Below are 23,471 nucleotides of genomic sequence, written 5' to 3' on the forward strand. Positions count from 1 at the left end.
CCAAGGGGAGACGTCATGAACAAGGTGTGGCTGGTGACCGGCGCGAGCAGCGGGTTCGGGCGGGCGATCGTCGAGGCCGCGCTCGCCGCCGGTGACGTGGTCGTGGGCGCGGCGCGGCGGACCGAGGGGCTGGACGACCTGGTGGCCGCCCACCCCGACCAGATGGAGGCGCTGCGCCTGGACGTCACCGACACGGCGGCGGGGGAGGCGGCCGTACGGGACGTGGTGGCGCGGCACGGGCGGATCGACGTCCTGGTCAACAACGCGGGCCGTACGCACGTCGGGGCCTTCGAGGAGACCACCGAGCAGGAGCTGCGGGACCTCTTCGACCTGCATGTCTTCGGGCCGGCGGCCCTCACGCGCGCGGTGCTGCCGTCCATGCGCGAGCGGCGGTCCGGGGCGGTCGTCCAGATGAGCAGCATGGGCGGGCAGATGTCCTTCGCGGGCTTCTCGGCGTACAGCGGAACGAAGTTCGCCCTGGAGGGACTGTCCGAGGGGCTCGCGGACGAGGTCGCCGAGTACGGCGTCAAGGTGCTGATCGTCGAGCCGGGCGCCTTCCGGACCTCCCTCTTCGACACGAGCCGGGCCGGGGTCAGCGCCGACAGCGGTGTGTACGCCAAGGTGACCGAGACCCGTGGTTTCGTCTCCGGCGGCGACGGCACCCAGGCCGGCGACCCCGCGAAGGCGGCGGCCCTCGTCCTCGCCGCCCTCGACGCCGAGGAGACCCCGCTGCACCTGCCGCTGGGCGACGACGCCGTGGACGCCGTCCTCGGCCATCTCGACGAGGTGCGCGGCGACATCGCGGCCTGGGAGAAGCGGACCCGGGCGACGGGCTTCGACGCCTGACGGCGGGCCGGGAACCCCGGCCCGCCCGCGTCCGTCCCGGTTGTCAGAGGCGCGTGCCACGATGGACGCACTGGGAGACGACCGGGCGGCAACGGACAGCGGGGGGTGACATGGAGGGCGAGGTTCCGCGGGCGGGCGGCAAGGTCAGGGAGCTGTGCGCGGAGGGCACGCGGTGGTACGACATGGCGCGCGCCCTGCGTGCCGACCACACCCGCGCCCTCGACGCCGTCCGCTCCGCGCTGGAGCCACTGCGGGCCGAACTCGTCGCCCAGGAGCTGGAGTTCATCCCGGTCGCCCGCCTGAAGGACGTCACCGAGGGGCGGCTGCGGCTCGGCGCCGTGGAGGCGGCGGGACTGACCTCCGTGCGCGCGGTGCACGAGGCGAGCCGGTACGAACTGCGGCAACTGCCCGGGGTGGGACAGCAGACCGCCGACCGCGCCCTCGCGGCGGCCCGGCAGATCGCGCGGGCCGTCGGGGAGACCGTCTCCGTGCGGATCGACGTCGACCACCCCGAGCCTCGCACCACCGCACTGGTCATCGCGTTGCAACGGCTCGTCGAGGCGGGCCCCGAGCTGCGCCGCGCCCTGGACGCCGCGACCCGGCTCGACGAGCGGCTCGGCGCGCTGCTGCCGGTGGCCCGGCCCGCCAGCAGCAGGCTGTTGCTGGCGCTCGCCGGCCGCCGCCGGCGGGAGGCCGCGCTCGCCGCAGTCGCCGAACTCCATGAGCTGGTCGCCGACGCGGCTGCCAGGGACGTACGGCTGCTGATCGCGCAGGCCTCCACCGACCTGCTGCGGCCGCCGGTCTCCGACATCGAGGCGTGGGTCGACTTCGAGCTGCGGTCCGCGGAGTACTACAGCCAGCTCGCCGAGGTCGACGGGCAGCAGCCGGACCTCGCGGCGAGCGAGGGCTTCCTGCCGGCCGAGCTGGCCGAGCGCGTGCACGCCCAGCCGCTGGACGACACGCACCGCCGGGTCTCGCTGCGGGGGTACCAGTCGTTCGGTGCCCGTTTCGCCCTGGCCCAGCGGCGGGTCGTCCTCGGGGACGAGATGGGACTCGGCAAGACCGTGCAGGCCATCGCCGCACTCGCCCATCTCGCGGCCGAGGGACACAGCCACTTCCTGGTGGTCTGCCCGGCCAGCGTGCTGATCAACTGGACCCGGGAGATCGGCGCCCGCAGCACCCTGCGCGTACTGCGCGTGCACGGCCCTGACCGGCAGGACGCCTACGGGGAGTGGAGCGAGCGCGGCGGAGTCGCGATCACCACCTTCGACACGCTGCACACCCTCCCCACGCCGGTCGAGCGGTCGGCGAAGCGCCGGAAGACCAAGGGGGACGCGCCGACCGGCCCCACCCCGGCCATGCTCGTCGTGGACGAGGCCCACTACGTGAAGAACCCGGACACCCGCCGCACGAAGTCGGTCGCCCTGTGGACCGAGCGCTGCGACCGCGTCCTGTTCCTGACCGGCACCCCGATGGAGAACCACGTCGACGAGTTCCGCACCCTCGTCCGCCACCTCCGCCCCGACCTGCTGCCGACCGTACGCAACGGCACCGCGGCGGCCGGACCGCAGGCCTTCCGCCAGTCCGTCGCCCCGGCCTATCTCCGCCGCAACCAGGAGGACGTGCTCACCGAACTGCCCGCCCTGGTCCAGGTCGACGAGTGGGTGGAGCTCGGCGTCGCCGACCGCGAGGCCTACGACCGCGCGGTCGGCGACGGCAACTTCATGGCGATGCGCCGGGCCGCCTACGCCGACGCCGAGAAGTCCGCGAAACTCCAGCGCCTGCGGGAGCTGGTCGCCGAGGCCGCGGACAACGGCGTGAAGGTGGTGGTCTTCTCGTACTTCAGGGACGTCCTCGCGGCGGTGGAGCAGGCGCTCGAACGGCCCCTGGAGAAGCCTGAGAAGCGCGCGAAGCGAGTCTTCGGGCCCATCTCCGGAAGCGTTCCGGCGGCCCGCCGACAGCAACTGGTCGACGACTTCACCCAGGCCCCCGGCCACGCCGTACTGCTCTCGCAGATCGAGGCGGGCGGGATCGGCCTCAACCTCCAGGCCGCCTCCCTGGTCGTCCTCTGCGAGCCCCAGGTCAAGCCGACGGTGGAGCACCAGGCCGTGGCCCGCGTCCACCGCATGGGCCAGATACGCACGGTCCAGGTGCACCGCATGCTCGCCGCCGACAGCGTGGACGACCGGCTCCTGACCATCCTGAAGAACAAGGACCGCCTCTTCGACAGGTTCGCCCGGCGCAGCGCCCTGGCGGACGCCACCCCGGACGCGATCGACATATCCGACGCGACGCTGGCCCGCCGCATCGTGGAGGAGGAGCAGCGGCGACTGGCGGCGGAGGTCAACTGACCCTGTCCCCAGGGGTGTTCGGCCGCCGTCACGAGCGCACGTCTAGTTCGGCGAGAGCGGTACCCGAGCCGCTTCGCACGGTGACCCGGACGTACCGGGCGGGTGTCCCGTCCGGTGCGTGCCACGTGTGCCCGTCCGCCGAGACCTCGACCGTGTAGGACCCCGGCTGCTTGGTCCAGGTGGGCCGTACCGTCCCGACGCGCACCGCACGGCCCAGGTCGACGGTGAGGGCGGCGCGGTCGCCGGCCGGGGCCCAGGTGGTCGCGGGGCTGCCGTCGACCGCCGCCTCCGGGTAGCGGCCGGACTCCGAGGAGGTCGCCGTCGCGGGCCGGCAGCGGGCCAGGTCGGCGGTGGGGGTGATGTCAGGGCGCCGGGTCCTGAGGGTGACCGTGCCGGAGAGGGTGCGGCGGCCCTCAGGGGTGTCCAGCGTGAACGGCGCCCCGGACCGCAGCCGTACGGTCGTCGTCCTCGCGCCGATCGCGACGTCGTACGTACGACCGCGCCAGCGGAGCCCCGACAGGCGTACGCCGTCCGCGAGTTGGGGCGGCAGGCTCGGGTCCAGGTGGAGGGCGTCGGGGCGCAGCCGCAGGCCGGTGAGGCCGTGGGTGAAGACCTGGAGGAAGCCGCCCTTGCCGGTGAGGAAGTCCTGGGCGGGGGAGCCCGCGAGGGGGTCGGACGCGCCCGCCTTGTCGCCGCGCGACTCGGAGAACAGGGCGAACGGACCGCGCGCGAAGGGCTGGTAGGCCCGCCGCAGATAGGTGTACGCGGCGCAGCCCGGCTCGCCGATCGCCGCCGCGTCGATCGCGTGGACGGCGTCGGTCATGGCGGGGCCGTCCGGGTCGGTGCGCTGCGCGTAGTAGTCGAGGGTGGCGGCCCCGGCACCGGCCGGCATGGGCCACTCCAGCGGGTAGATCAGCAGCACGGTGTCGGCCTGCTTGATCTGGGAGCCGTTGTAGCCGTCGTACTGGAGGAAGATCTTGCGCTTCGGGTCGTAGGGGATGCGCAGGTGGTTCGCGACGGTGAGCCAGTCGGCGGGGGCGGTGCTGCCCAGGGTGCGGGCGGCGTCGGCGGCCGCGCGCAGGGCGGTGCCGGCGACGGCGTTGGTGTAGACGGCGTCGTTGACACCGTTGCTGTACTCGTCGGGTCCGGCGACCTCCTTGACGGAGTAGGAGCCGTCGGCGTTCTTCGTCGCTCTCGAAGTCCAGTACCGGGCAAGGCCGTTGAGGAGCGGCCGGCCCTCGGTGCGGAGCCAGGCGCGGTCGCCGGTGGCGAGGTAGTACTGCCAGGCGGCCAGCGCGATGTCGCCCTGGAGGTGGTTCTGGGTGAGGCAGTGCGGTGGCTGCCAGCTCTGGCACTCGGCCCACAGCCTGCCGTGGCTCGCGCTCGTCCACGGGAAGAACAGGCCCTTCACCGAGGTCTTCGCGGCGTTCTCGGCGGCGGCCGTGCGGGTGCGGAAGCGGTAGTCGAGGACCGGGCGGGCGAGCTCGGGACGGGTGGCCAGCAGCGAGGGGAACATCCAGGACTCGGCGTCCCAGAACACCATCCCGGCGTAGTTGTCGCTGGTCAGACCGGCGGGCGCGATGCTGTTCCGGGCGCCGGGGCGCAGCGCGGACAGCAGCCCGTACTGGGCGGAACGGGCCCAGAGTTGGAGGTCCGGGTGGCCCGGCACCTCGATGTCGGCCGACCACAGCGCCCGCCACGCGGCGGTGTGCGAGGCGAGCAGCGCGTCCCAACCGCGCCGCGCGGCCCGGTCGGCGGCGTCCTGGGCGGCGGAACGGGGATCGCGGGAGGTGAGGGTGGTGTCGACGCCGACGTACTTGGTGGCGGTGTAGGTGCGACCGGAGCGGACGGGCAGGACGGACGCCTGGTCGGCGCTCAACTCGCCCTGTTCGTAGGTGTGTTGGGAGCCCCCGGGGACATCCAGTGCGGAGGCCACGGCACCGTCGACACCCGTCCCGTCCGTGCGGAACGCCACGCCGATCGTGCGGTCGCCGACCCGGCCGCCGTCGGTCCGCGTGACACGGCGGGCGCCGCGGCCGTCGAGGCGGTCGGTGAGGGTGAGTTCGCCGTCCCAGTGCGGGGTCACGCGCAGGCGTACGGCGCCGGTGTGCGGGGCGTCGCGGGCGGCGAGGACGTCGTAGACGAGGTCGGTGCGGCGGCCGTCGGCCGTGGTCCAGGTGAGGGACGTACGGACGTAGCCGCAGCGGAGGTCGAGGGTCTGGTGGTAGTGCGTGACCCGGCCGGTGCTGGTGCCGCCGTAGGTCTCGGTGCCCGCCGTGACGTCGAGGCCGGTCCAGTTCGGGAGCGCGGCGAGGGCCTCGCGGCCGGCCGTGTTCGCGGGGCCCCTGGCGTAGAGGCCGGAGACGAACGCGCCGTCGTAGCGCGGGGTGTAGAGCGGCCAGCCGGTCTTCTCGCCGGAGGCCGCGTAGCCCGCGCCGGCGGGCGGGACGCGGGTGCCGAGATAGCCGTTGCCGACGTACGGGTGGTACGTGTCGGCCGGGTCGATCCGGGTGGCCGAGGGCGCCCAGTCGCGCGCGCCGCAGTCGTCGAGGGGGCGGGGCGCGGCGGACGCCCGGTGCAGGGGGAGGGGGAGGAGCAGGGCGGCGGCGAGGACGGGGAGCAGCAGACGGGTCGGCTTGGTCACCGTTCGACGATGGGGTGCCCCGCGGGGCGGGGGCGGGAAGCGCGCGGAGGATTACCACGTACGGGCGGAGCGCGTGCTACCTCCGGTACGGCGTCGGATCGGTGACCCAGCCCGCCGTCAGGACGAGCCGCGACTCCCGGTGCACGGCCAGGAAGCCGAACGGGCGGTCGAAGCGGGCTGTGACGACGGTGGCCGTGTGGCGGAGGTCGGGGAGGGCGCCGCCGGCGACCGGGGCGATCGCGGTCACCGCGCCCGCACGGAAACCGAGTGCGCCGAACTGGGCCACCGCTGACTGTTCGGCCTGGCCGACGGCCAGCGGGGACGGGCTGATGCCGGAAAAGTGGCCGTCCCTGGTGTCCATCGCCGTCGTGAGCCCGAACAGCCCGTGCAGGTCGAGGAGATCGTGCCGCGCCCGCATGTCGTACGCCACCGTCGTGACGACCAGTTCCGGCGGTCGCGGTGTGGCGCACCGCTGTTGCTCGACGCGCAGGCCGGGTCCCACGTCACCGTAGGGGAGTTGACCGCTCGGTACGACGGGAAGGCGGCGGGCCAGGACGTCAACTCCCGTGCCCAGCACCTGTCCTGGCGTCATGCGCTGCTCGCCGAGCAGCAGATGGACGTCGATTCCGTTGTCGCCGGGGACTTTCAGCTCGGTGACATGACCGTGCGGGCCGCTCGCCACGCCGGCCCGGTCGAGGCGGACGCCGGTGCGGCGCAGGCCGGTCAACTCCCGTCCCCGCCAAGGACCGGCGTCCGGCCTGAGCACCAACTCGCTGAAGGGACGCGGCCATTCGGTGCGCAGCGCGAGCGCACTCGCCAGGACCATCACCACGTCCTGGTCCAACGCGACCGGCATCCGCTCGATCAGCCCGCCCGTCCACTCGGCGGCCCACGCGTCCAACGCCCGCCGGGAGCCCGGGAGATCCTCGCCGAGCACCTCGTGCGTCCCCGTCGGCAGCCCCGCCAGCCACTCCTCCCGTACGGCCAGTTCCTGCCGGGTCCACAGCCCCAGCGCGGAGTTCAGTCCGGGCATCGCCCTCATCACGGCCAGCAACTCCCGTGCGGTGGCGCGCGCTTGCTCGGCGGGCATGCCCACCGCGTCCGCGAGTTCCGCCCGCGCGGCCCCCGAGGCCCCGTCGGCGAGGAACGCGAGCAGCGGCCACACCCCGGCGGCCGAGAACACGGTGCCACCGGTGGCCGCGTCGGCCCAACGCGCCGTCAGTCGGTTGACCGCGTCGACGGCCCCGCCGATGGCTGTGTCCTCGGCCAACGCCCCCTGAACCGCTCCCAATTCCGCCCCCGCCCGTGCCGTAGCTCAAGATCGCGCAACCGCGTGATCATGTACGGGAAGGCTATCGTCGCCCGCCGCGCCCCCGGTGATCAGCCCCGGTCGTCGTCCTCGGGGTACAGCTCCGGTTCCGTGACCCAGCCCGCCGCCAGCACCAGTCGGGTGTGGCGGTGCAGGGCGAGGAAGGCGAAGGGGCGGTCGAAGCGGGCGGTGACGGTGGTGGTCACGTAGCGGAGGTCGGGCACACCGGAGGCGAGGGCGCTGAGGGCCGTCACCGCCGCCGCGCGGAAGCCGCGTGCGGTGAACCTCGCCACCGTGGACTGCTCGGCCGACCCGATCGCCAGCGGGGAAGCGCTGATACCGGGGAAGTGACCCCGTGCGGCGTCCCGGGCCGTCGTGAGGCCGAACTGACGGTGCCGGCGCAGGAGATCATGGTGGGCGGTCATGTCGTACGCCACCGTCGTCACGTCCAGCGTCGGCGGCTCCGGGCGCATACAGCGTTCCTTCGCCACGTGCAGGCCGGGTCCGGGGTCGCCGTAGGGGAGCCGGTCCCCGGGTACTACGGGATGACGCCGGTCCAGCATTCCGACGCCCGCGCTCAGCACCTGCCCGGACGTCATCCGCTCCTCCCCGAGGAGGAGATGGACGTCGATCGCCGCCTTGCCCAGGACCTTCAGCCGGGTGACATGGCCGTCCGGTGTGTCCGCCACGCCGATCCGGTCAAGCAGCACCGTCTCGCGGCGCAGGCCGAGCGGGACCCGGTCGCTCCAGTACGCGCTCTCCAACGGCACCTCGTCGAAAGGCCGCAGCCACTCGGTGCGCAGCGCCAGTGCGCTCGCCAGCACCAGTTCCGTGCCGTCCGTCAGCCCGACCGGCATCCGCTCGACGAGCCCGCCGGTCCGCTTCGCGGCCCACGCGTCCAGAGCCGCGCGGTCGGCCCCGAGGTCACCCGTGAGCACCCCGTGCGCCTCGGCCGGCAGCCCCGCCGCCCACGCCTCCCGCAGTTCCAGCGTCCGCCTCGTCCACAATCCGAGCGCCGAGTCCACGCCCCGCATCGCCGCGAGCCCGCCCAGCAACTCCCTTGCCGCGGCGGCCGATCGACCCGCCGGCATCCCCAGCGCGTCCGCCAGCTCCGCCCGCGCGGCACCCCCGGCCCCGTCCGCCAGCAGCGCCAGCAACGGCCACACCCCGGCCGCCGAGAACACCGTGCCCCCGTCGACCGCCCCCGCCCACCGCGAGGTCAGCGCGTTCACCGCCTGCACGGTTGCCTGAGCAACCCGCATTCCACCCTCACTCATCTCGCGCTTACCATGCGCCAAGTCGTACGTCAGTTCCGCATCTGCAGATCTCCAGCTCTCCTCGCGGAGATCCCCGCCCGAACCAGGAGCACGGTACCCGTGTCCATACCCCCGCCCCCGGAGCCCCAAGGGCCGCCCACCCAGGGCCCCGAGAGCCCCCAGGACCAGCCTCCGACTCCGGCTCCGGGCCCGGCTCCCACCCCGTACAACCCGTACGCCCCGCCGCAGCAGGACCCGTACGCCCCGCCCGCGCAGACCCCGGCCCCCTACGGCGCGCAGCCCCAACCCCCGTACGGCACACCGCCGCAGACCCCCTACGTCCCGTACCCCCAGGGTCCGCACACCCCTCCGGGTCCCCCGAGCCCCTACGGGCCCCAGCCCTACCAGACCTGGTCCCAGGGCTACACCCCGTACAACAACCCCGCGCCCCTCAACGGCATGTCCGTCGCCGCCCTCGTGCTCGGCATCCTGTGCTGCGTCCCGGGTGTCGGACTGGTCCTCGGGCTGATCGCGCTGAACCAGATCAAGAAGCGGGGCGAGCGCGGCCGGAGCATGGCGGCGGCCGGCATGGTGCTGTCGGCGTTCGGTCTCGTGGTGGGGGTGCTCGGGGTGACCGGCGCGGCGACCGGCTTCTGGGACGACGTCAAGGACAGCGCGCCGACCAACTCCAGCGCCTCCCCGGTGAAGGGCGAGTGCTTCGACGCGCCCAGCGGTTCGCTGGAGGGCAGGACGTACGACTTCGACGTGGTGCCCTGCTCCGGCGAGCACGACGGCGAGGTGTTCGCCGTCGTGCGGATGACCGGCGGCTCGTACCCCGGGGACAAGAAGGTCACCGCCACCGCCGACGACAAGTGCTACGCGCTCCAGGACGCCTATGCCATGGACGGCTGGGCCGTACCCGCCGACGTGGACATCTACTACGTCACCCCGACCTCGGACAGTTGGAGCCAGGGCGACCGCGAGATCACCTGCGTGTTCGGCAACACGGACGAGGAGGCGAGCCTGCCCGGCGGTTCGCTGCGCAACGACGCCACGACCCTCGACTCCGACCAGGTCGCGTATCTGAAGGCGGCCCACGTCCTCAACACCGCGCTGGACTCGGCGCCCGACGCGGAGTACGTCGAGGACGACCTGCCGGGGCACAAGGCCTGGGCGGGCCGGGTCTCCACCGCGCTGACCCGGCAGGCCGACCTGCTGGACGGCCACCAGTGGCCCGCCGCCTCCGAGAAGCCGGTCGCGGCCCTGGTCAAGGACCTGCGGGCCGCGCAGAAGGAGTGGGCGAAGGCGTCCGAGGCCTCGGACGCCGACGAGTTCTACGCGCACTACGACAAGGGCGCCGACCTGATCGACCCTCAGAAGTCGGTCACCGCCCGCAAGGCTCTGGGGCTCGCCACGACCCCTCCGTCGTACGACGAGAACGGTGGCGGCGGGGACAGCGGGGGAGGTGACACCGGCCTGGAGGTGTGAGGGCTCCTATAGCGGGGAGAAAGTGCCTGGGTAAAGCCCACGCCGGGGATAAGTCATCACATCGAGTGATTCTCTGGCCTTTGCTTGCGTGGCACAACCCACGGTTGCCAGGCTGTTGCTGTCTGTACAACCTGATGGGAGCGGCCAGTGACTTTCGGTGAGCAGCCGGCGTATCTGCGCGTCGCGGGTGATCTCCGCAAGAAGATCGTCGACGGTCGGCTGCCCCCGCACACCCGGCTCCCCTCGCAGGCCAGGATCCGCGAGGAGTACGGGGTGTCCGACACGGTCGCCCTCGAGGCGCGCAAGGTGCTGATGGCCGAGGGGCTGGTCGAGGGCCGTTCCGGGTCGGGGACGTATGTGCGCGAGCGTCCCGTGCCGCGGCGCGTCTCCCGCTCCGGGTTCCGGCCGCCGGCCGGCGCGACCCCGTTCCGGCAGGAGCAGGCCGAGGGGGAGGCGCGCGGCACCTGGGAGTCCAGCAGCGAGCAGGCCGAGGCCGCCGGCGCCATCGCCGAGCGGCTCGCTCTCAAGCCCGGCGAGCGCGTGATGTGCACGAAGTACGTGTTCCGGGACGCGGGCGAGACGATGATGCTCTCCACGTCCTGGGAGCCCCTCGCGGTGACCGGCCGTACGCCCGTGATGCTGCCCGAGGAGGGCCCGCTCGGCGGCATGGGCGTCGTCGAGCGGATGCGCGCCATCGACGTCGTCGTGGACAACGTCACCGAGGAGGTCGGCGCCCGCCCCGGCCTCGCCGAGGAGCTGCTCGCGCTCGGGGGAGTCCCCGGGCATGTGGTCCTCGTCATCCAGCGCACGTACTACGCCTCGGGCCGCCCGGTGGAGACGGCCGACGTGGTCGTCCCGGCCGACCGCTACCGGATCGCCTACCACCTGCCGGTGAAGTAGCGCCCCCCTTAAGGCATTTGTCGCCGGAACCCTTCAATCCGCCCTGCCCCGCCCGCAGTTGGATTCCGGTCTTTCTCGCAGGCCGTTCACGGCACCTGTAGCGTGCCTCTCACCGGATGCATCGAGGTGCGCCAACGGCGCGTTCGTCATCGTGCGCCCCCTCCGTCTTGGCTGGTTGCGTACCTCTTTGTGAAAACCCGTATTCGCTGCGTGAAGGTTAGGCGTACGCTCCGGCATATGCGGATTGCGGTTTCCTTATGGGGTGGGGCACGGCACGAACCGCGAGCGGGAAGCGGAGGGGCGCGATGAACGACAACACGATCACCCTGCCCTGGCTCGTGATACGGCAGGACGACAACGGCAATCGCTATCGCGTGGGCAGGTACGCGACCCGCGCCGAGGCCCAGAAGATCGCGGACAGCCTCGACGACCGCGGACACAAGCAGCTCTACTGGGTCGAGCGGATCGGGCAGAGCGAGGACGCCACCCGCAACTGACCGTGCCCCCGCACGCCGTAGGCTCCGGCGCATGACGACACGGATCGTGGTGGTCGGGGCCGCCCTGTTCGACGGCGGCCGCCTGCTCGCCGCGCGCCGCAGCGCACCCCCCGAACTGGCCGGACGCTGGGAACTCCCCGGCGGCAAGGTCGAGCCCGGCGAGCGCCCCGACACCGCGCTGGTGCGCGAGTTGCGCGAGGAGCTCGGTGTCGACGCCGAGACCGTCGAGCGCGTCCCGGGACAGTGGCCGCTGAAGCCGCCGTACGTCCTCCAGGTCTGGACGGCCCGGCTGCTCCCCGGCTCGGCGGCGCCCGAGCCCCTCCAGGACCACGACGACCTGCGCTGGCTCGCCCCCGCCGACATCTGGACCGTCGACTGGCTCGACCAGGACGTGCCCGCCGTACGGGAGACACTCGCGCTGCTCGACGCGGGGGCGCGCTGAACTCGTCGTAGGGCGAGTGTGCGGCGCGCGCCGAATCTGGCGTACGCCGTTCGTGCCACAGTGCGCCCTTCGAGGCGGTACCGGGCCTGGAATATCGGGTATGTGCCCATTAACCCCATGAAATCGGACATGGGTGAGCTGGCTGGCCCGGGATGTGATCGGCTTGATCGACACCGAAGGCGACTGCGCCGAGTGGACCTTTCCCGCGGACCCCGGAGCCGTCCGCACCGCGCGCTCCGCCGTCCGCGGCCAGTTGCGCGACTGGGACCTCGACGCCCTCGCCGACATCGCGGCGCTGCTGGTCAGCGAGCTGGTGACCAACGCGCTGCGGCACGCCACCGGGCCCATCGGCCTCCGCCTGGTCCGCCCCGTCGGCCCGCGGGGCGTGCTGCTGGTCGAGGTCTCCGACCCGCTGCCCGACCCGCCCCGTGAGCGGGTCGCCCGCCCCGAGGACGAGAGCGGCCGGGGTCTCCAACTGGTCGCCGGCGCCTGCGTCCGCTGGGGCACCCGGCCCGGGACGACCGGCAAGACGGTGTGGTTCGAGCTGGCCGTACCGGGGTGAGCGGAGGAGGCCGGAAGCTGTACGGACCGGACAATCGTGTCCACGGAGTGGTCCAGGCCTGTGACGGTTGTCGATCGGTGTGGTTCGACTGCGTGTCCGCTGGTTAGAAGACTGGGAGTGTTGTCGCAGGCAGGTCCGAAATGCATCGGGATTGTCCTGTGATCGTGAACACCGTGTTGTGCGGCGCCGTAGTGCTGGATACTGCGGGCAGCCGCCCCCGGTGACCGGTGCCGGACGCGGTGAGCTGGAGGGGACGGTTCGCGTGAGCGAGATACCAGCGAAGGCCACGGAGTCCGAGGACCCGTCGGACCGCGCGAAGGCTGAGGCCGCGGGCTCCGCCGACGTGCCCGCCGACGCCTTGCGGGTCGCCGGCGGCATGGGCGACGGCAGCTCCGAGGGCGACGCGTTGTCCGTCGGCGACGCCATGTGGCAGAGCAGCCCACCCGGCTCGATCTACGACTACATCAAGGTCGCCTCCTTCTCCATAGGCCCCGACGGCCTCGTCGACCAGTGGAGCCTGCGGGCCGAGCAGCTCTTCGGCATCCCCACCGACCGCGCGGTGGGCATGGACCCCATCGAGGCGTTCGTCGACCCCGAACTGCACGAGCGCGGCCAGCGGAAGATGGCCGAGATCCTGGACGGCCGAGAGTGGACCGGAGTGGTCCCCTTCCGGGTGCCGGAGACCGCCGAGGGCGAGCCCGCCAAGGAGGGTCTCGCCGAGGTCTATGTGATGCCGACCCGGACCGAGGAGGGCGAGCGGGCCGCCGTCTGCATCGTCGTCGACGTCCGCATCCTGCGCCGCATCGAGACCGATCTCGCCGCCTCGCAGTCGATATTCGGTCAATCTCCGTTCGGTTTCCTGCTGATCGACCCCGACCTGCGGGTCCGGCGCGCCAACCAGCAGATCGCCAACACCTTCGGCGGCACCCCCGACGACCACCGAGGCCGGGGCGTCCGCGACTATCTGCAGAGCCCCGAGGCCGAGCGGGTCACCGCGACCCTGCGCCGGGTCCTGGAGACCGGCAACTCCATCACGGACATGCAGGTCACCGGTCTCGTGCCCGGTTCCGAAGAACGCCGGCACTGGTCCATCAACCTCTACCGCGTGCACAGTGGCAGCGGCCGTCCCATCGGCATCGCCTGGCTCGGCACCGACGTCACCGCCCGCCGCGCCGCCGCCCGCGAGGCCGCCTCCGCGCGGCGCAATCTCGCCCTTCTGAACGAGGCCGGCGCCCGGATCGGGAACTCCCTCGACCTGGAGACCACGGCCCGCGAACTCCTCGACGTCGTCGTCCCCGGCTTCTGCGACCTGGCGACCGTCGACCTCTACCAGGGCCTCCTGGCCGGCGACGAGACCCCGCCGGGCCGCGCCGACGGCAGCGCGGAGCTCCGCCGGGTGGCCTTCGCCAGCGCGGTCTCCGACGCCCCCTTCGTCGGCGGCGGCGCCCCGGTGGCCGTGAACGCGGTCCACCACTACCCCTTCAACTCGCCCTGCGCGGACGCCCTGCGCACCGCCCGCCCGCAGTACGTCCCCGCCGAGGAGGGCGGCCCGGTCCAGTCCACGCTGGCCGTGCCGATGGTCGCCCACGACACCGTCGTAGGACTCGTGCAGTTCGCCCGTACGAAGGGCAGCGAGCCGTTCGGCGACCGGGACCGGGATCTCGCGGTGGAGCTGGCGGCGCGGGCCGCCGTCTGTATCGACAACGCGCGGCTGTACCGGCGTGAGCACGAACGGGCGTTGATACTGCAGCGGTCCCTTCTCCCGCCCGGCGACCCGGAGGCCTCCGGCCTCGACATCGCGTGCCGCTACCTGCCCGGGAACGCGGCGACCGAGGTCGGCGGCGACTGGTTCGACGTCATCGAACTCCCCGGCCACCGCACGGCGTTGGTGGTCGGAGACGTGATGGGACGCGGTCTACGCGCGGCGGTGGCCATGGGCGAACTCCGCACAGCGGTGCGCACCTTGGCCCTCCTCGACCTCGAACCGGCCGAAGTCCTCTCCGCGTTGGACGAGATCGCCCGCGGCCTCGGCACACCGGGCGGAGTCCAGCAGGCCACCCGGGCCGCCCGCCGCCCCCGCGAGGCCGACCTCGCCGAGGTGTACCTGGCGACCTGCATCTACGCGGTCTACGACTCGGTGACCAGGCGCTGCACCTTCGCCAACGCGGGCCATCTCCCGCCGGTCCTGGTGGAACCGGGCGAGGCGGCGCTGATGCTGGACGTCCCGCCGGGCATGCCGCTCGGCGTCGGCGGCGAGCCCTTCGAGGAGGTGGAGGTCGAACTGCCCGAAGGCGCGCTGCTGGCGCTCTACACGGACGGACTGGTCGAGTCCCGCGACCACCCCCTCGACGAGGGCCTCCAGGCCTTCGTCGGCGCGCTGACCGACCCGACCCGTCCGCTGTCGTCCGGAGAGCACCCCTCGGCCGCCGCACTCAACGCCGAGACCCACCGCGACCTGGAGGACGTCTGCGATCACGTCCTCAGCACCCTCGACACCCACCACGGCGAGGACGACATCGCGCTGCTCATGGCGCGCGTCCAGGGCCTGCCCGAGGACTCGGTCGGCGACTGGACGCTGCCGCGCGAACCACGCAGCGTGGGCCGCGCCCGCGAGTACGCCCGCACCCGACTCCAGTCCTGGGACCTCGAACCCCTCATCGACACCACGGAGTTGCTGGTCAGCGAACTGGTGACGAACGCGCTGCGGTACGGCGAGGGCGAGATCAGGCTGCGGCTGCTGCTGGACCGCACCTTGGTGTGCGAGGTGTGGGACGCGGGCCTGGTCCAGCCGCGCCGCCGCCGCGCCCGCGACACGGACGAGGGCGGCCGGGGCCTGCAGTTGGTCGGCCTCCTGTCGGCGTCCTGGGGCTCCCGCCGGACACCTCGCGGCAAGACGGTGTGGTTCGAACTCCCGTTGCCCGACGGGGAGAACGGGATGGTCGACCCGGCGGAGGCCCTGCTCAGCCTGTTCTGACGGCTCCTGACCGACGGCTCCCGACCGACGGCGACCGCGGTGTTCTACGGCGGCGGAAGGCCCCTGCGTTTCCGGGTGGCCGGTCCGCCGAAGCAGAGGGGTGGGCCGCCGTCCGGCTCCTCGCCGAGGAGGATGCCGCCCAGGACCGCCCCGCCGACCCCGCTCGTACGGTCGCCGGCGCGACCGTCGTACGGGTTCCCGTGCACACGGACGTCCTGCTCGGCCGCCTCCCGGGCCTCCAGCGCGGGTACGTCGGCTGCGGCGGGGTCGGTCGCGAGCAGCAGTTCCGCCTCCGCCAGTCGGGTCCGGGCGGCTGTGCCCACGGCACCCCGGTGCGTCGCCACGAACCCGTCCGCCGCGCCGACGTCACTCCGCCCGACGAGCCACGCGGCGGCACCGAGCACCCCGTCCCGCCCGGCGCCCAGCGGCAGCACGGCCCGGACGATGCGGCGCAGGGCGTCGAGGGGGTCGTAGGGGCTGTCGCCGGTCAGTTCTTCCCGTACGGCGGCGAGGGTGGCGTGGGCGTGGGCGAGACGGGTGTGGAGCCGGCCGGGTGCGGGCTCGGTCGTCGCCCTGGCGAGCTCGGCTTCCGCTCCGGTGAGTGCGGCGGGGACCAACTCGGCTGCGGCGGGGAGGGAGTTGGCGAGCCGGTCGACGTCGTTCAGGAAGACGTCGGCCTGGCCGATGGCTCCCTCGGCGGCGCGGAGGTCGCGTATCGCCGTGCCGGTGTCGTCCAAGTCGGCTGCCTGGCGGGCCTGGTTGAGATGGGTGGTGGCGAACACGAGCCGGTCCTTGGCCTGTTCGACGTATCCGGTGACGGCCGAGGTCGCGGTTGCCAGGGGGTAGCGGGTGTTCAGGTCGGCGAGGGTGGCGTCCACGCCCCCCGCACGGCCGGCCAGTTCCCGGAAACGGGTCTCGGCGATACCGAGGGAGCTGTCCAACTCCTGCTCCAGCGCGCGGAGTTGATCGAACGCCGGTGCTTCGGTGTCGAGCCGCCGTCCGGCTTCGGCACACCGTCCGACGATCCCGGCGAGGGCGTGCCGCCGGGCGGCGTCCTCTCCGGGCACGCCCTGGTCGTAGCGCAGGCGTATCGCGAAGGCGGCGGAGAGTTCACGCTCGGCCTTCCGCAGGGCGCGGACGAACGGTTCGACGGCCCCGGCGTCCGTCCCGAACCGGGCCTCGACGAAGGCGAGTTCCTCACGGCTGGTGCGCAGGCAGTCGTCGGCCTGGACGAGGGCGGCACCGGCCTGGCGTTCCAGTACGGGGAGCGGGGTGACGGGGGGCTGGGGCGACACGACCCCGGGAGTGGTACGGGTACGGGCCCTACGGGTACGGCGCACATACCCGTACCCGGCGAGTACGCCGACGCCGCCCACGGCGACGAGGGGCAGTACCAGATCGGCGCCGGACGCACCTCCCTCGGCGTCCTGCCGCCCGTGCCCACCCGCGACGGCGACGGGCCCGCCCCGGGCGGCCGCAACCGGAACCTCCGCATTGATCGTCATCACCGGCAACACCAACCACACGACCCCGGCCGCCCCACCCACCACGGCATGCGCCACCCGCACGGATATGTGGGAGGTCCCGCGCCGCGGCCGGCCCCGTATCAAGGATGACGTCACATTTCGGAGCGTATGAGCAGGAATGCGGGCGCGCGACCGGGAAGCGCTCAGGGTGGGACGTGGGGGTGTACGGGGGGTGTGTGAGGTGCGAGGTGTGCGGCTACGAGGAGGGGCGGAGCGGGGATGGCGGACGTGGGGGATACGGGTGTGGGGATACCTGCCGGGACCGATGCGACCGGTGGTGCCGTGCCGGGCGATTCACCCGAGGCCGCCGACGGTGGCGTACCCCCACAGGGGCCACCCGCACCCGACGGCGAAAGCAGCACAGGTGGGCGGGGTGGGAAAGCGAAGTGGGTTCGGCGGGGCGTCCTCGCTGTGGTGCTTGCCCTGGTGGTTCCGCTGCTCGGTGCTGAGATCGCCCTGCGCGTGAATTACGCCGGTGAACCGTCCGACGGCACGTACACCAGGGACAAGGACGCGATCTGGCTGGGCCACGCGTGGGTGGACGGTCGTAAGACCGACGCGGACCTCTCGGCGCTCGCCGGTCGACTCAAAGGCACCGGTATCCGGGACCTGTACGTCCATTCAGGCCCCCTGGAGCACGACGGCACCCTCCCGGAGTCGGACTACCCCAAGGCGGCCTGGCTGATCGAGTCGGTGCACAGGGAACTGCCCGGCGTCCGCGTCCAGGCCTGGCTGGGTGACAAGCTCGCCACCGAGAGCCCCGACGGCCTGCGCCTGCAACGCGCGGCGACCCGCACCGCGATCGTCGCCTCCACCCGCCAGATCCTCGCCGCCGGCTTCGAGGGCGCCCACTTCGACCTGGAACCCCTCCACTCCGGCGACCCGAACTACCTCGACCTCCTCGACCGGCTGCACGACGTCACCGAGGCCCACCACGCCCAACTCTCCGTCGCCGCCCACCAGATCGACCCGCTCCCCGCCTTCCACTCCCTCTGGGGCACCCTCACCAACCACCCCAAGTGGTGGTCCCAGGCGTACTTCGGCCAGGTCGCCCGCCGCGTCGACCAGATCGCCGTCATGTCGTACGACACGATGCAGCCGTTGCAGAGTCTCTACGGCGGCTATGTCGCCCAGCAGACCTCGCTCGCCCTGGAGGTCACCCCGGACTCCACCGACCTCCTCATGGGCCTGCCCTTCTACCACGAGAACCGCTTCGGCCACGTGGGCTCCGCGGAGACCGTCCCCGCCGCCGTACGCGGCGTACGCCTCGGCCTGTCCCGCACGGACGCGGACCGCGCGAACTTCGGCGTCGCCCTGTACGTCGACTTCGCGGCGACGGAGGCGGACTGGACCGCGTACCGGGAGGACTGGGTGCACTGAGCGCGAGGTCAAGTGCGCTCAAAATACGGTGCTGTTCACAGCAAGGGATGCGATGATCCGGTCACGTCTGACGGGGGATGGTGGGCGATGATGTTGACATGGCTGGCCGCGGGGGCCTTGCTGCTGCTGGCGGCACTCGGGATCTTCACGGTGGCGACCGGCTGGATGCCGCCGATGGCGCGAGGCAGGGTCGTACGGCCCGAGTTGTGGGGATACGGCACGCTGACCTTGGCGCTGGGCATGGGGACGGGCCTGTCCCTGCAGTGGTGGGCGGATTCCCTGACGATGGACAACCTGGGCGGTGCGACGGCGTTCGCACTGATCATCTTCGGCGGTGTGCTGCAGTGGCGCGCGCAGCGCCCCGGGACTCTGTGACCGTCACCCGCAGGGAACTCACCCGCGACGACCTGACCCCGCTGGCCCGCGCCGCCCTCGGCCGCACCCCGACAACCGTCACCCGTGTCCGGGGCGGTTCGAAGAAGGGCGTCTACCGCCTCGTCTTCGAGGACCGTTCGACGGCCGTGGCCTACGTGTGGTCACCCGACGAGGACCTCTGGGACGCCGGCCCCGGCGACCCCCGCGACCCCTTCTCCCACGCCTCCGGCCTCACCCTCTTCACGGCGGCGGCCGACCGCCTCGCCGCGGCCGGCGTCCGTGCGCCCCGGCTCCTCCACGCCGACGCCACGCACACCCACCTCCCGGCGGACGCGGCGCTCGTCGAGGACCTCCCCGGCGGCACCCTGGAGGACCTGCTGGCCGGCGACCCGGCCGCCGCGTCGGACGCGCTGGAGCGGGCGGCGGCCCTGCTCGACGCCCTGCACGCCTGCACGGGCCCGCGCTTCGGGAAGGTCGCGGTGGTCGACAACGGCGGTTCCTCGTACGGGAGTTCATGCGAGCAGCTCGTCGCGGAACGGGCTCTGGGCGACCTCGACGAACTCGTCGCACGCGAGCCCCGGGTCGCCGCCGTCCACGGCCAACTGACCGACAGGCTGGGGGCATTGGCCGCGCTGGTCCGCCCCCGCACCTCGGCCCCCGCTCTCATCCACGGCGAACTCGGCCCCGACCACGTCCGCGTGACCCCCGACGGCGACCTCGCCCTCATCGACATCGAAGGCCTCATGTACTTCGATGTCGAATGGGAGCACGTCTTCCTCCGCCTGCGCTTCGGCCGTCACTACGACGCCCTGCGCACCGGGAACCTGGACGAGGCCCGGCTGCGCCTCTACCGCCTGGCGATGCATCTCTCCCTGGTGGCGGGCCCGTTGCGCCTCCTGGAGGTCGGTGACTTCGACGACCCCGCGTTCATGCGGGGCATCGCCGAGCACAACCTCGGCCAGGTGCTCACCCTCCTGCGGACCGCCTCCTGATCTTCGACCCCAGCCACACCAGCGGGTCGTACTTCCGGTCAACTGCCCTTTCCTTCAAGGGGATCAGCGCGTTGTCCGTGATGTGGATGCCCTCGGGGCAGACCTCGGAGCAGCACTTGGTGATGTTGCAGTAGCCGAGGCCGTGTTCGTCCTGGGCGGTCTTCTTGCGGTCCAGGCCGCTCTCCGCCGCCGCATCCAGCGGGTGCATGTCCAACTCCGCTACCCGCATGAGGAATCGGGGACCCGCGAACGCCGTCTTGTTCTCCTCGTGGTCGCGGACCACATGGCAGGTGTCCTGGCACAGGAAGCACTCGATGCACTTGCGGAACTCCTGCGAGCGGTCCACGTCCTCCTGCATCATCCGGTACTCGCCCGCGGCCACGCCCTCCGGCGGCACGAACGCCGGAACCTCCCTGGCCTTCTGGTAGTTGAAGCCGACGTCCGTGACCAGGTCCCGTACGACGGGGAAGGCGCGGAGCGGAGTGACCGTGATGGTCTCCTCGCGGGTGAACACCGACATGCGGGTCATGCACATCAGCCGGGGCCGCCCGTTGATCTCCGCCGAGCACGAACCGCACTTGCCCGCCTTGCAGTTCCAGCGCACGGCGAGGTCGGAGGCCTGCGTGGCCTGGATGCGGTGGATGATGTCGAGGATCACCTCGCCGTCGTTGACCTCGACCTCGAAGTCCTTCAGGCCGCCGCCCTTGACGTCCCCCCGCCACACCTTGAAACGGGCCTCGTAGCTGCTCACTCGTACAGCTCCTCTTCGGCGAGGTACTTGACCAGCTCTTCCTTCTCGAAGAGGGCGAGCAGGTCGGCGCGGATGGGGTCGGTCGTCTCACGGGTCAGGCCGATCTGGGCGGACACCGGATCCGTCGCCCCCAACCCGCCTGTCGGGTCGGTGAGTTGGCAGATCAGGTTGATGCGGCGCCAGTCGCGGTTCATGCCGGGGTGGTCCTCGCGGGTGTGTCCGCCGCGCGACTCAGTGCGCTCCAGCGCGGCCCGTGCCACGCACTCGCTCACCAGCAGCATGTTCCGCAGGTCCAGGGCGAGATGCCAGCCGGGGTTGAACTGCCGGTGCCCCTCAACTCCCGCCCTACGGGCCCGTACCCGCAGGTCCGCCAGCTTCTCCAGCGCCTGTTCCATCTCGCCCTCGCGGCGGATGATGCCGACGAGGTCGTTCATGGTCTGCTGGAGTTCCTGGTGGAGGGTGTACGGGTTCTCCGGGGTGCGGCCGTTCTCCTTGCCCGGTTCCGGGCCCTCCGCCGAGAAGGGGCGCAGTGCCTCCGCCGCCGCCAGGTCGACCTCGGTGTCGTCGATCAGCGGGCGGCTGTCCGCCAGGTCGGCCGCGTGGTCCGCCGCGTGCCAGCCCGCCCTGCGGCCGAACACCAGCAGGTCGGACAGGGAGTTGCCGCCCAGCCGGTTGGAGCCGTGCATGCCGCCGGCCACCTCACCGGCCGCGAACAGCCCCGGTACCCCGCGCGCCGCCGCCGTGTCCGACTCGACCGCGATGCCGCCCATCACGTAGTGACAGGTCGGCCCGACCTCCATCGCCTCCGCCGTGATGTCGACGTCGGCCAGCTCCTTGAACTGGTGGTACATGGACGGGAGTCGGCGCCGGATCACCTCCGCCGGCATACGTGTCGACACGTCCAGGAAGACCCCGCCGTGCGGTGAGCCGCGGCCCGCCTTCACCTCGGAGTTGATGGCGCGGGCGACCTCGTCGCGGGGGAGCAGTTCGGGGGGACGGCGGTTGTGGTCGGGGTCCTCGTACCAGCGGTCGCCCTCCGCCTCCGACTCGGCGTACTTCTCCTTGAAGACGTCGGGGATGTAGTCGAACATGAACCGCTTGTCCTCCGAGTTGCGCAGCACCCCGCCGTCACCGCGCACCGACTCGGTGACGAGGATGCCCTTCACGGACGGCGGCCAGACCATGCCCGTGGGGTGGAACTGCACGAACTCCATGTTCAGCAGGGGCGCCCCGGCGAGCAGCGCCAGCGCGTGCCCGTCGCCCGTGTACTCCCACGAGTTGGACGTCACCTTGAAGGACTTGCCGATGCCGCCCGTCGCGATCACCACGGAGGGCGCTTCCAGGACCAGGAAACGGCCGGTCTCGCGCTCGTAGGCGAAGACCCCGGAGACCTGGCTGCCGTCCTTCAACACCCGTGTGACCGTGCACTCCTGATAGACCTTCAGGCGCGACTCGTAGTCGCCGGTCTCCTTGTGGTCCTCCTGCTGGAGCTGCACGATCTTCTGCTGGAGCGTGCGGATCAGCTCGAGTCCCGTACGGTCGCCGACGTGGGCGAGGCGCGGGTACTCGTGGCCGCCGAAGTTGCGCTGCGAGATCTTGCCGTCCTTCGTACGGTCGAAGAGGGCGCCCCACGTCTCCAACTCCCAGACCCGGTCCGGGGCTTCCTTCGCGTGCAGCTCCGACATGCGCCACTGGTTGAGGAACTTGCCGCCGCGCAGGGTGTCGCGGAAGTGGACCTGCCAGTTGTCGTGCTCGTTGACGTTGGCCATCGCCGCCGCGATGCCGCCCTCGGCCATCACCGTGTGGGCCTTGCCGAACAGCGACTTGCAGATCACCGCCGTACGGGCACCGCGCTCGCGCGCCTCGATGGCGGCCCGCAGACCGGCGCCACCGGCACCGACCACGACGACGTCCCACTCCTGTCGCTCGACCACGGACATCAGAAGAACCTCGGATCGTTGAAAGCGCCGGAGGCGACCAGGTACACGTAGAAATCGGCGGCCGCCACGCTGATCAACGACGCCCAGGCGAGCTGCATGTGACGGTGGTTCAGTTTCCCGACGAACTGCCAGGCCTTGTAGCGCACGGGATGCTTGGAGAAGTGCTTGAGCTTGCCGCCGACGATGTGCCGGCAGGAGTGGCAGGACAGGGTGTACGCCCAGATCAGCACGATGTTGGCCAGGAAGACGAGGGTGCCCAGGCCCATGTGGCCCCAGTGGTAGTGCTCGTCGCGGAAGGTCAGCACGGTGTCGTACGTCAGCGTGCCCGCCACCAGGATCGCCGCGTAGAAGAAGTACCGGTGGACGTTCTGGAGGATGAGGGGGAAGCGGGTCTCACCGCTGTACTTCTTGTGCGGCTCGGCCACCGCGCAGGCCGGGGGCGAGGCCCAGAAGCCGCGGTAGTAGGCCTTGCGGTAGTAGTAGCAGGTCAGGCGGAAGCCGAGCGGGAAGATCAGGATGATGATGGCGGGCGAGATGCCCCACCAGCTCCCGAAGAGATCGGCGTTCGGGCCCGCGTGCATGGTGCTGCACCGCTCGGCCAGACAGGGCGAGTAGAACGGCGAGACATAGGGCGCCGAGTAGTAGTTCGAGTCCGCGAAGGCCCGCCAGGTCGAGTAGACGACGAAGGCGAGCAGCCCGGCGGCGGTGACGGCCGGGGCCAGCCACCAGCGGTCGGTCCGCAGATGCGGGGCGTCGATCGCGGCGCGCGTACCGGTGTGTACGCCGCCGCTGTTCGGATGGGGTTCCGTACCAGTGGCCAACTTGAAGACTCCGGTCGGTTGCTGGGGACGCTCAGTGGCCGGGGCCGTGGTGGGCGCCGAGTCCCTCGTCGTCCGTGTCCGTCCACAGGCTCTTGTCGTACGGGGCGTCGGAGATGGGGACGAGATCGGGGCGCCGGGGGCGCTCGATCCCTGGTGCGGCGTCGCGCAGCAGCGCGACGCTTTCGCGCAGCCGGTCGGCATCGGCCTTGACCCTGCGCATCTCCAGGCCGCCGCTGCCGAATTGGTTCTCCAGCCGCCCCACCGACCTGAACAGGTCGTCGAGACAGCGCTGGACTGACGTCAGTTCGTCGTGCACGGACATGACGTGACCTCACTTCCGTGGGCGTCGGCCCTGGACGGCAACGTTCATGCGCCTGCGAGTGTTGCGCGTCACACCTACCGGTGGGAAGCGGTGTG

Annotated in this window: 19 protein-coding genes; 11 read left to right on the forward strand and 8 right to left on the reverse strand. The window is 72.0% G+C overall.

Features of this window, described 5'->3' with window-relative positions:
* The first annotated feature begins 15 nt into the window (after positions 1-15).
* A complete protein-coding gene (locus OG223_RS33885; RefSeq protein WP_329256716.1) occupies positions 16-846 on the forward strand; it encodes an oxidoreductase in 831 nt (276 codons plus the stop codon).
* A gap of 110 nt (positions 847-956) precedes the next feature.
* Positions 957-3,197 (forward strand): DEAD/DEAH box helicase, encoded by a 2,241-nt coding sequence (locus OG223_RS33890; protein WP_329256719.1) that lies wholly within the window; start codon positions 957-959, stop codon positions 3,195-3,197.
* Positions 3,198-3,225: 28 nt separating this feature from the next.
* Here the strand turns inward: OG223_RS33890 and OG223_RS33895 are convergent, their stop codons facing one another.
* The 3 genes from OG223_RS33895 to OG223_RS33905 all read right to left on the reverse strand — a co-directional run bounded on the left by OG223_RS33895 (position 3,226) and on the right by OG223_RS33905 (position 8,412).
* Positions 3,226-5,841 carry a discoidin domain-containing protein gene (locus tag OG223_RS33895; RefSeq protein ID WP_329256723.1) on the reverse strand — a complete coding sequence of 872 codons (2,616 nt, stop codon included), beginning with the start codon at positions 5,839-5,841 and terminating at the stop codon, positions 3,226-3,228.
* Between the two features lie 76 nt (positions 5,842-5,917).
* Positions 5,918-7,111: a serpin family protein gene (locus OG223_RS33900; protein WP_329256727.1), complete on the reverse strand. Its 1,194-nt coding sequence runs from the start codon at positions 7,109-7,111 to the stop codon at positions 5,918-5,920.
* A 110-nt stretch (positions 7,112-7,221) separates the two neighbouring features.
* On the reverse strand, positions 7,222-8,412 hold the full coding sequence (locus tag OG223_RS33905) for a serpin family protein (RefSeq protein WP_329265618.1): 1,191 nt from the start codon (positions 8,410-8,412) through the stop codon (positions 7,222-7,224).
* A 114-nt stretch (positions 8,413-8,526) separates the two neighbouring features.
* Between OG223_RS33905 and OG223_RS33910 the strand changes: the two genes are divergently transcribed.
* From OG223_RS33910 to OG223_RS33935, 6 genes are all read left to right on the forward strand, one after another.
* Positions 8,527-9,894, forward strand: coding sequence for a DUF4190 domain-containing protein (locus OG223_RS33910; protein ID WP_329256730.1), 1,368 nt, complete (start codon positions 8,527-8,529; stop codon positions 9,892-9,894).
* Between the two features lie 147 nt (positions 9,895-10,041).
* Complete coding sequence (locus OG223_RS33915; RefSeq protein ID WP_329256734.1) at positions 10,042-10,794, forward strand: GntR family transcriptional regulator; 753 nt, start codon at positions 10,042-10,044, stop codon at positions 10,792-10,794.
* 305 nt (positions 10,795-11,099) lie between these two features.
* A complete protein-coding gene (locus OG223_RS33920; protein WP_200688142.1) occupies positions 11,100-11,291 on the forward strand; it encodes an SPOR domain-containing protein in 192 nt (63 codons plus the stop codon).
* Between the two features lie 31 nt (positions 11,292-11,322).
* Positions 11,323-11,733, forward strand: a complete 411-nt coding sequence (locus OG223_RS33925) for a (deoxy)nucleoside triphosphate pyrophosphohydrolase (RefSeq protein ID WP_329256738.1) — start codon at positions 11,323-11,325, stop codon at positions 11,731-11,733.
* A gap of 154 nt (positions 11,734-11,887) precedes the next feature.
* On the forward strand, positions 11,888-12,295 hold the full coding sequence (locus tag OG223_RS33930) for an ATP-binding protein (RefSeq protein ID WP_443073857.1): 408 nt from the start codon (positions 11,888-11,890) through the stop codon (positions 12,293-12,295).
* 262 nt (positions 12,296-12,557) lie between these two features.
* Complete coding sequence (locus tag OG223_RS33935) at positions 12,558-15,269, forward strand: SpoIIE family protein phosphatase (RefSeq protein ID WP_329256745.1); 2,712 nt, start codon at positions 12,558-12,560, stop codon at positions 15,267-15,269.
* 44 nt (positions 15,270-15,313) lie between these two features.
* Here OG223_RS33935 and OG223_RS33940 read toward each other — a convergent pair whose 3' ends face one another.
* Positions 15,314-16,774, reverse strand: a complete 1,461-nt coding sequence (locus OG223_RS33940; RefSeq protein WP_329256748.1) for a hypothetical protein — start codon at positions 16,772-16,774, stop codon at positions 15,314-15,316.
* 240 nt (positions 16,775-17,014) lie between these two features.
* On the opposite strand from OG223_RS33940, the gene OG223_RS33945 reads away from it, so the two are divergent.
* The 3 genes from OG223_RS33945 (at position 17,015) to OG223_RS33955 (ending at position 19,542) form a co-directional block, all read left to right on the forward strand.
* Positions 17,015-18,175, forward strand: a complete 1,161-nt coding sequence (locus tag OG223_RS33945) for a hypothetical protein (protein ID WP_329256751.1) — start codon at positions 17,015-17,017, stop codon at positions 18,173-18,175.
* 87 nt (positions 18,176-18,262) lie between these two features.
* Positions 18,263-18,550 carry a hypothetical protein gene (locus OG223_RS33950; protein ID WP_329256754.1) on the forward strand — a complete coding sequence of 96 codons (288 nt, stop codon included), beginning with the start codon at positions 18,263-18,265 and terminating at the stop codon, positions 18,548-18,550.
* On the forward strand, positions 18,547-19,542 hold the full coding sequence (locus OG223_RS33955; protein WP_329256757.1) for a phosphotransferase: 996 nt from the start codon (positions 18,547-18,549) through the stop codon (positions 19,540-19,542). The genes OG223_RS33950 and OG223_RS33955 overlap by 4 nt, the downstream gene beginning before the upstream one ends.
* Here OG223_RS33955 and OG223_RS33960 read toward each other — a convergent pair.
* The 4 genes from OG223_RS33960 to OG223_RS33975 are packed head-to-tail and all read right to left on the reverse strand — an operon-like array spanning position 19,517 to position 23,376.
* On the reverse strand, positions 19,517-20,293 hold the full coding sequence (locus OG223_RS33960; protein WP_329256760.1) for a succinate dehydrogenase/fumarate reductase iron-sulfur subunit: 777 nt from the start codon (positions 20,291-20,293) through the stop codon (positions 19,517-19,519). The genes OG223_RS33955 and OG223_RS33960 overlap by 26 nt on opposite strands.
* On the reverse strand, positions 20,290-22,233 hold the full coding sequence (locus OG223_RS33965) for a fumarate reductase/succinate dehydrogenase flavoprotein subunit (RefSeq protein WP_329256763.1): 1,944 nt from the start codon (positions 22,231-22,233) through the stop codon (positions 20,290-20,292). Before OG223_RS33965 ends, OG223_RS33960 begins: the two co-directional genes overlap by 4 nt.
* The gene (locus tag OG223_RS33970; RefSeq protein ID WP_329256766.1) at positions 22,233-23,054 is read right to left on the reverse strand and encodes a hypothetical protein; all 822 of its coding nucleotides are present in this window, start codon (positions 23,052-23,054) and stop codon (positions 22,233-22,235) included. The genes OG223_RS33965 and OG223_RS33970 overlap by 1 nt, the downstream gene beginning before the upstream one ends.
* Positions 23,055-23,085: 31 nt before the next feature.
* Entirely contained in the window at positions 23,086-23,376 is a 291-nt protein-coding gene (locus OG223_RS33975; protein WP_329256769.1) for a hypothetical protein, read from the reverse strand.
* Positions 23,377-23,471 lie beyond the last annotated feature (95 nt).

The organism is Streptomyces sp. NBC_01478, from assembly GCF_036227225.1.
GTDB lineage: Bacteria > Actinomycetota > Actinomycetes > Streptomycetales > Streptomycetaceae > Streptomyces.

Coding starts and splice junctions, on each gene's coding strand:
- OG223_RS33885 (WP_329256716.1), top strand. CDS start 16: ATGAACAAGGTGTGGCTGGTGACCGGCGCGAGCAGCGGGTTCGGGCGG.
- OG223_RS33890 (WP_329256719.1), top strand. CDS start 957: ATGGAGGGCGAGGTTCCGCGGGCGGGCGGCAAGGTCAGGGAGCTGTGC.
- OG223_RS33905 (WP_329265618.1), bottom strand. CDS start 8,412: ATGCGGGTTGCTCAGGCAACCGTGCAGGCGGTGAACGCGCTGACCTCG.
- OG223_RS33920 (WP_200688142.1), top strand. CDS start 11,100: ATGAACGACAACACGATCACCCTGCCCTGGCTCGTGATACGGCAGGAC.
- OG223_RS33925 (WP_329256738.1), top strand. CDS start 11,323: ATGACGACACGGATCGTGGTGGTCGGGGCCGCCCTGTTCGACGGCGGC.
- OG223_RS33940 (WP_329256748.1), bottom strand. CDS start 16,774: ATGACGATCAATGCGGAGGTTCCGGTTGCGGCCGCCCGGGGCGGGCCC.
- OG223_RS33945 (WP_329256751.1), top strand. CDS start 17,015: ATGGCGGACGTGGGGGATACGGGTGTGGGGATACCTGCCGGGACCGAT.
- OG223_RS33950 (WP_329256754.1), top strand. CDS start 18,263: ATGATGTTGACATGGCTGGCCGCGGGGGCCTTGCTGCTGCTGGCGGCA.
- OG223_RS33965 (WP_329256763.1), bottom strand. CDS start 22,233: ATGTCCGTGGTCGAGCGACAGGAGTGGGACGTCGTCGTGGTCGGTGCC.
- OG223_RS33975 (WP_329256769.1), bottom strand. CDS start 23,376: ATGTCCGTGCACGACGAACTGACGTCAGTCCAGCGCTGTCTCGACGAC.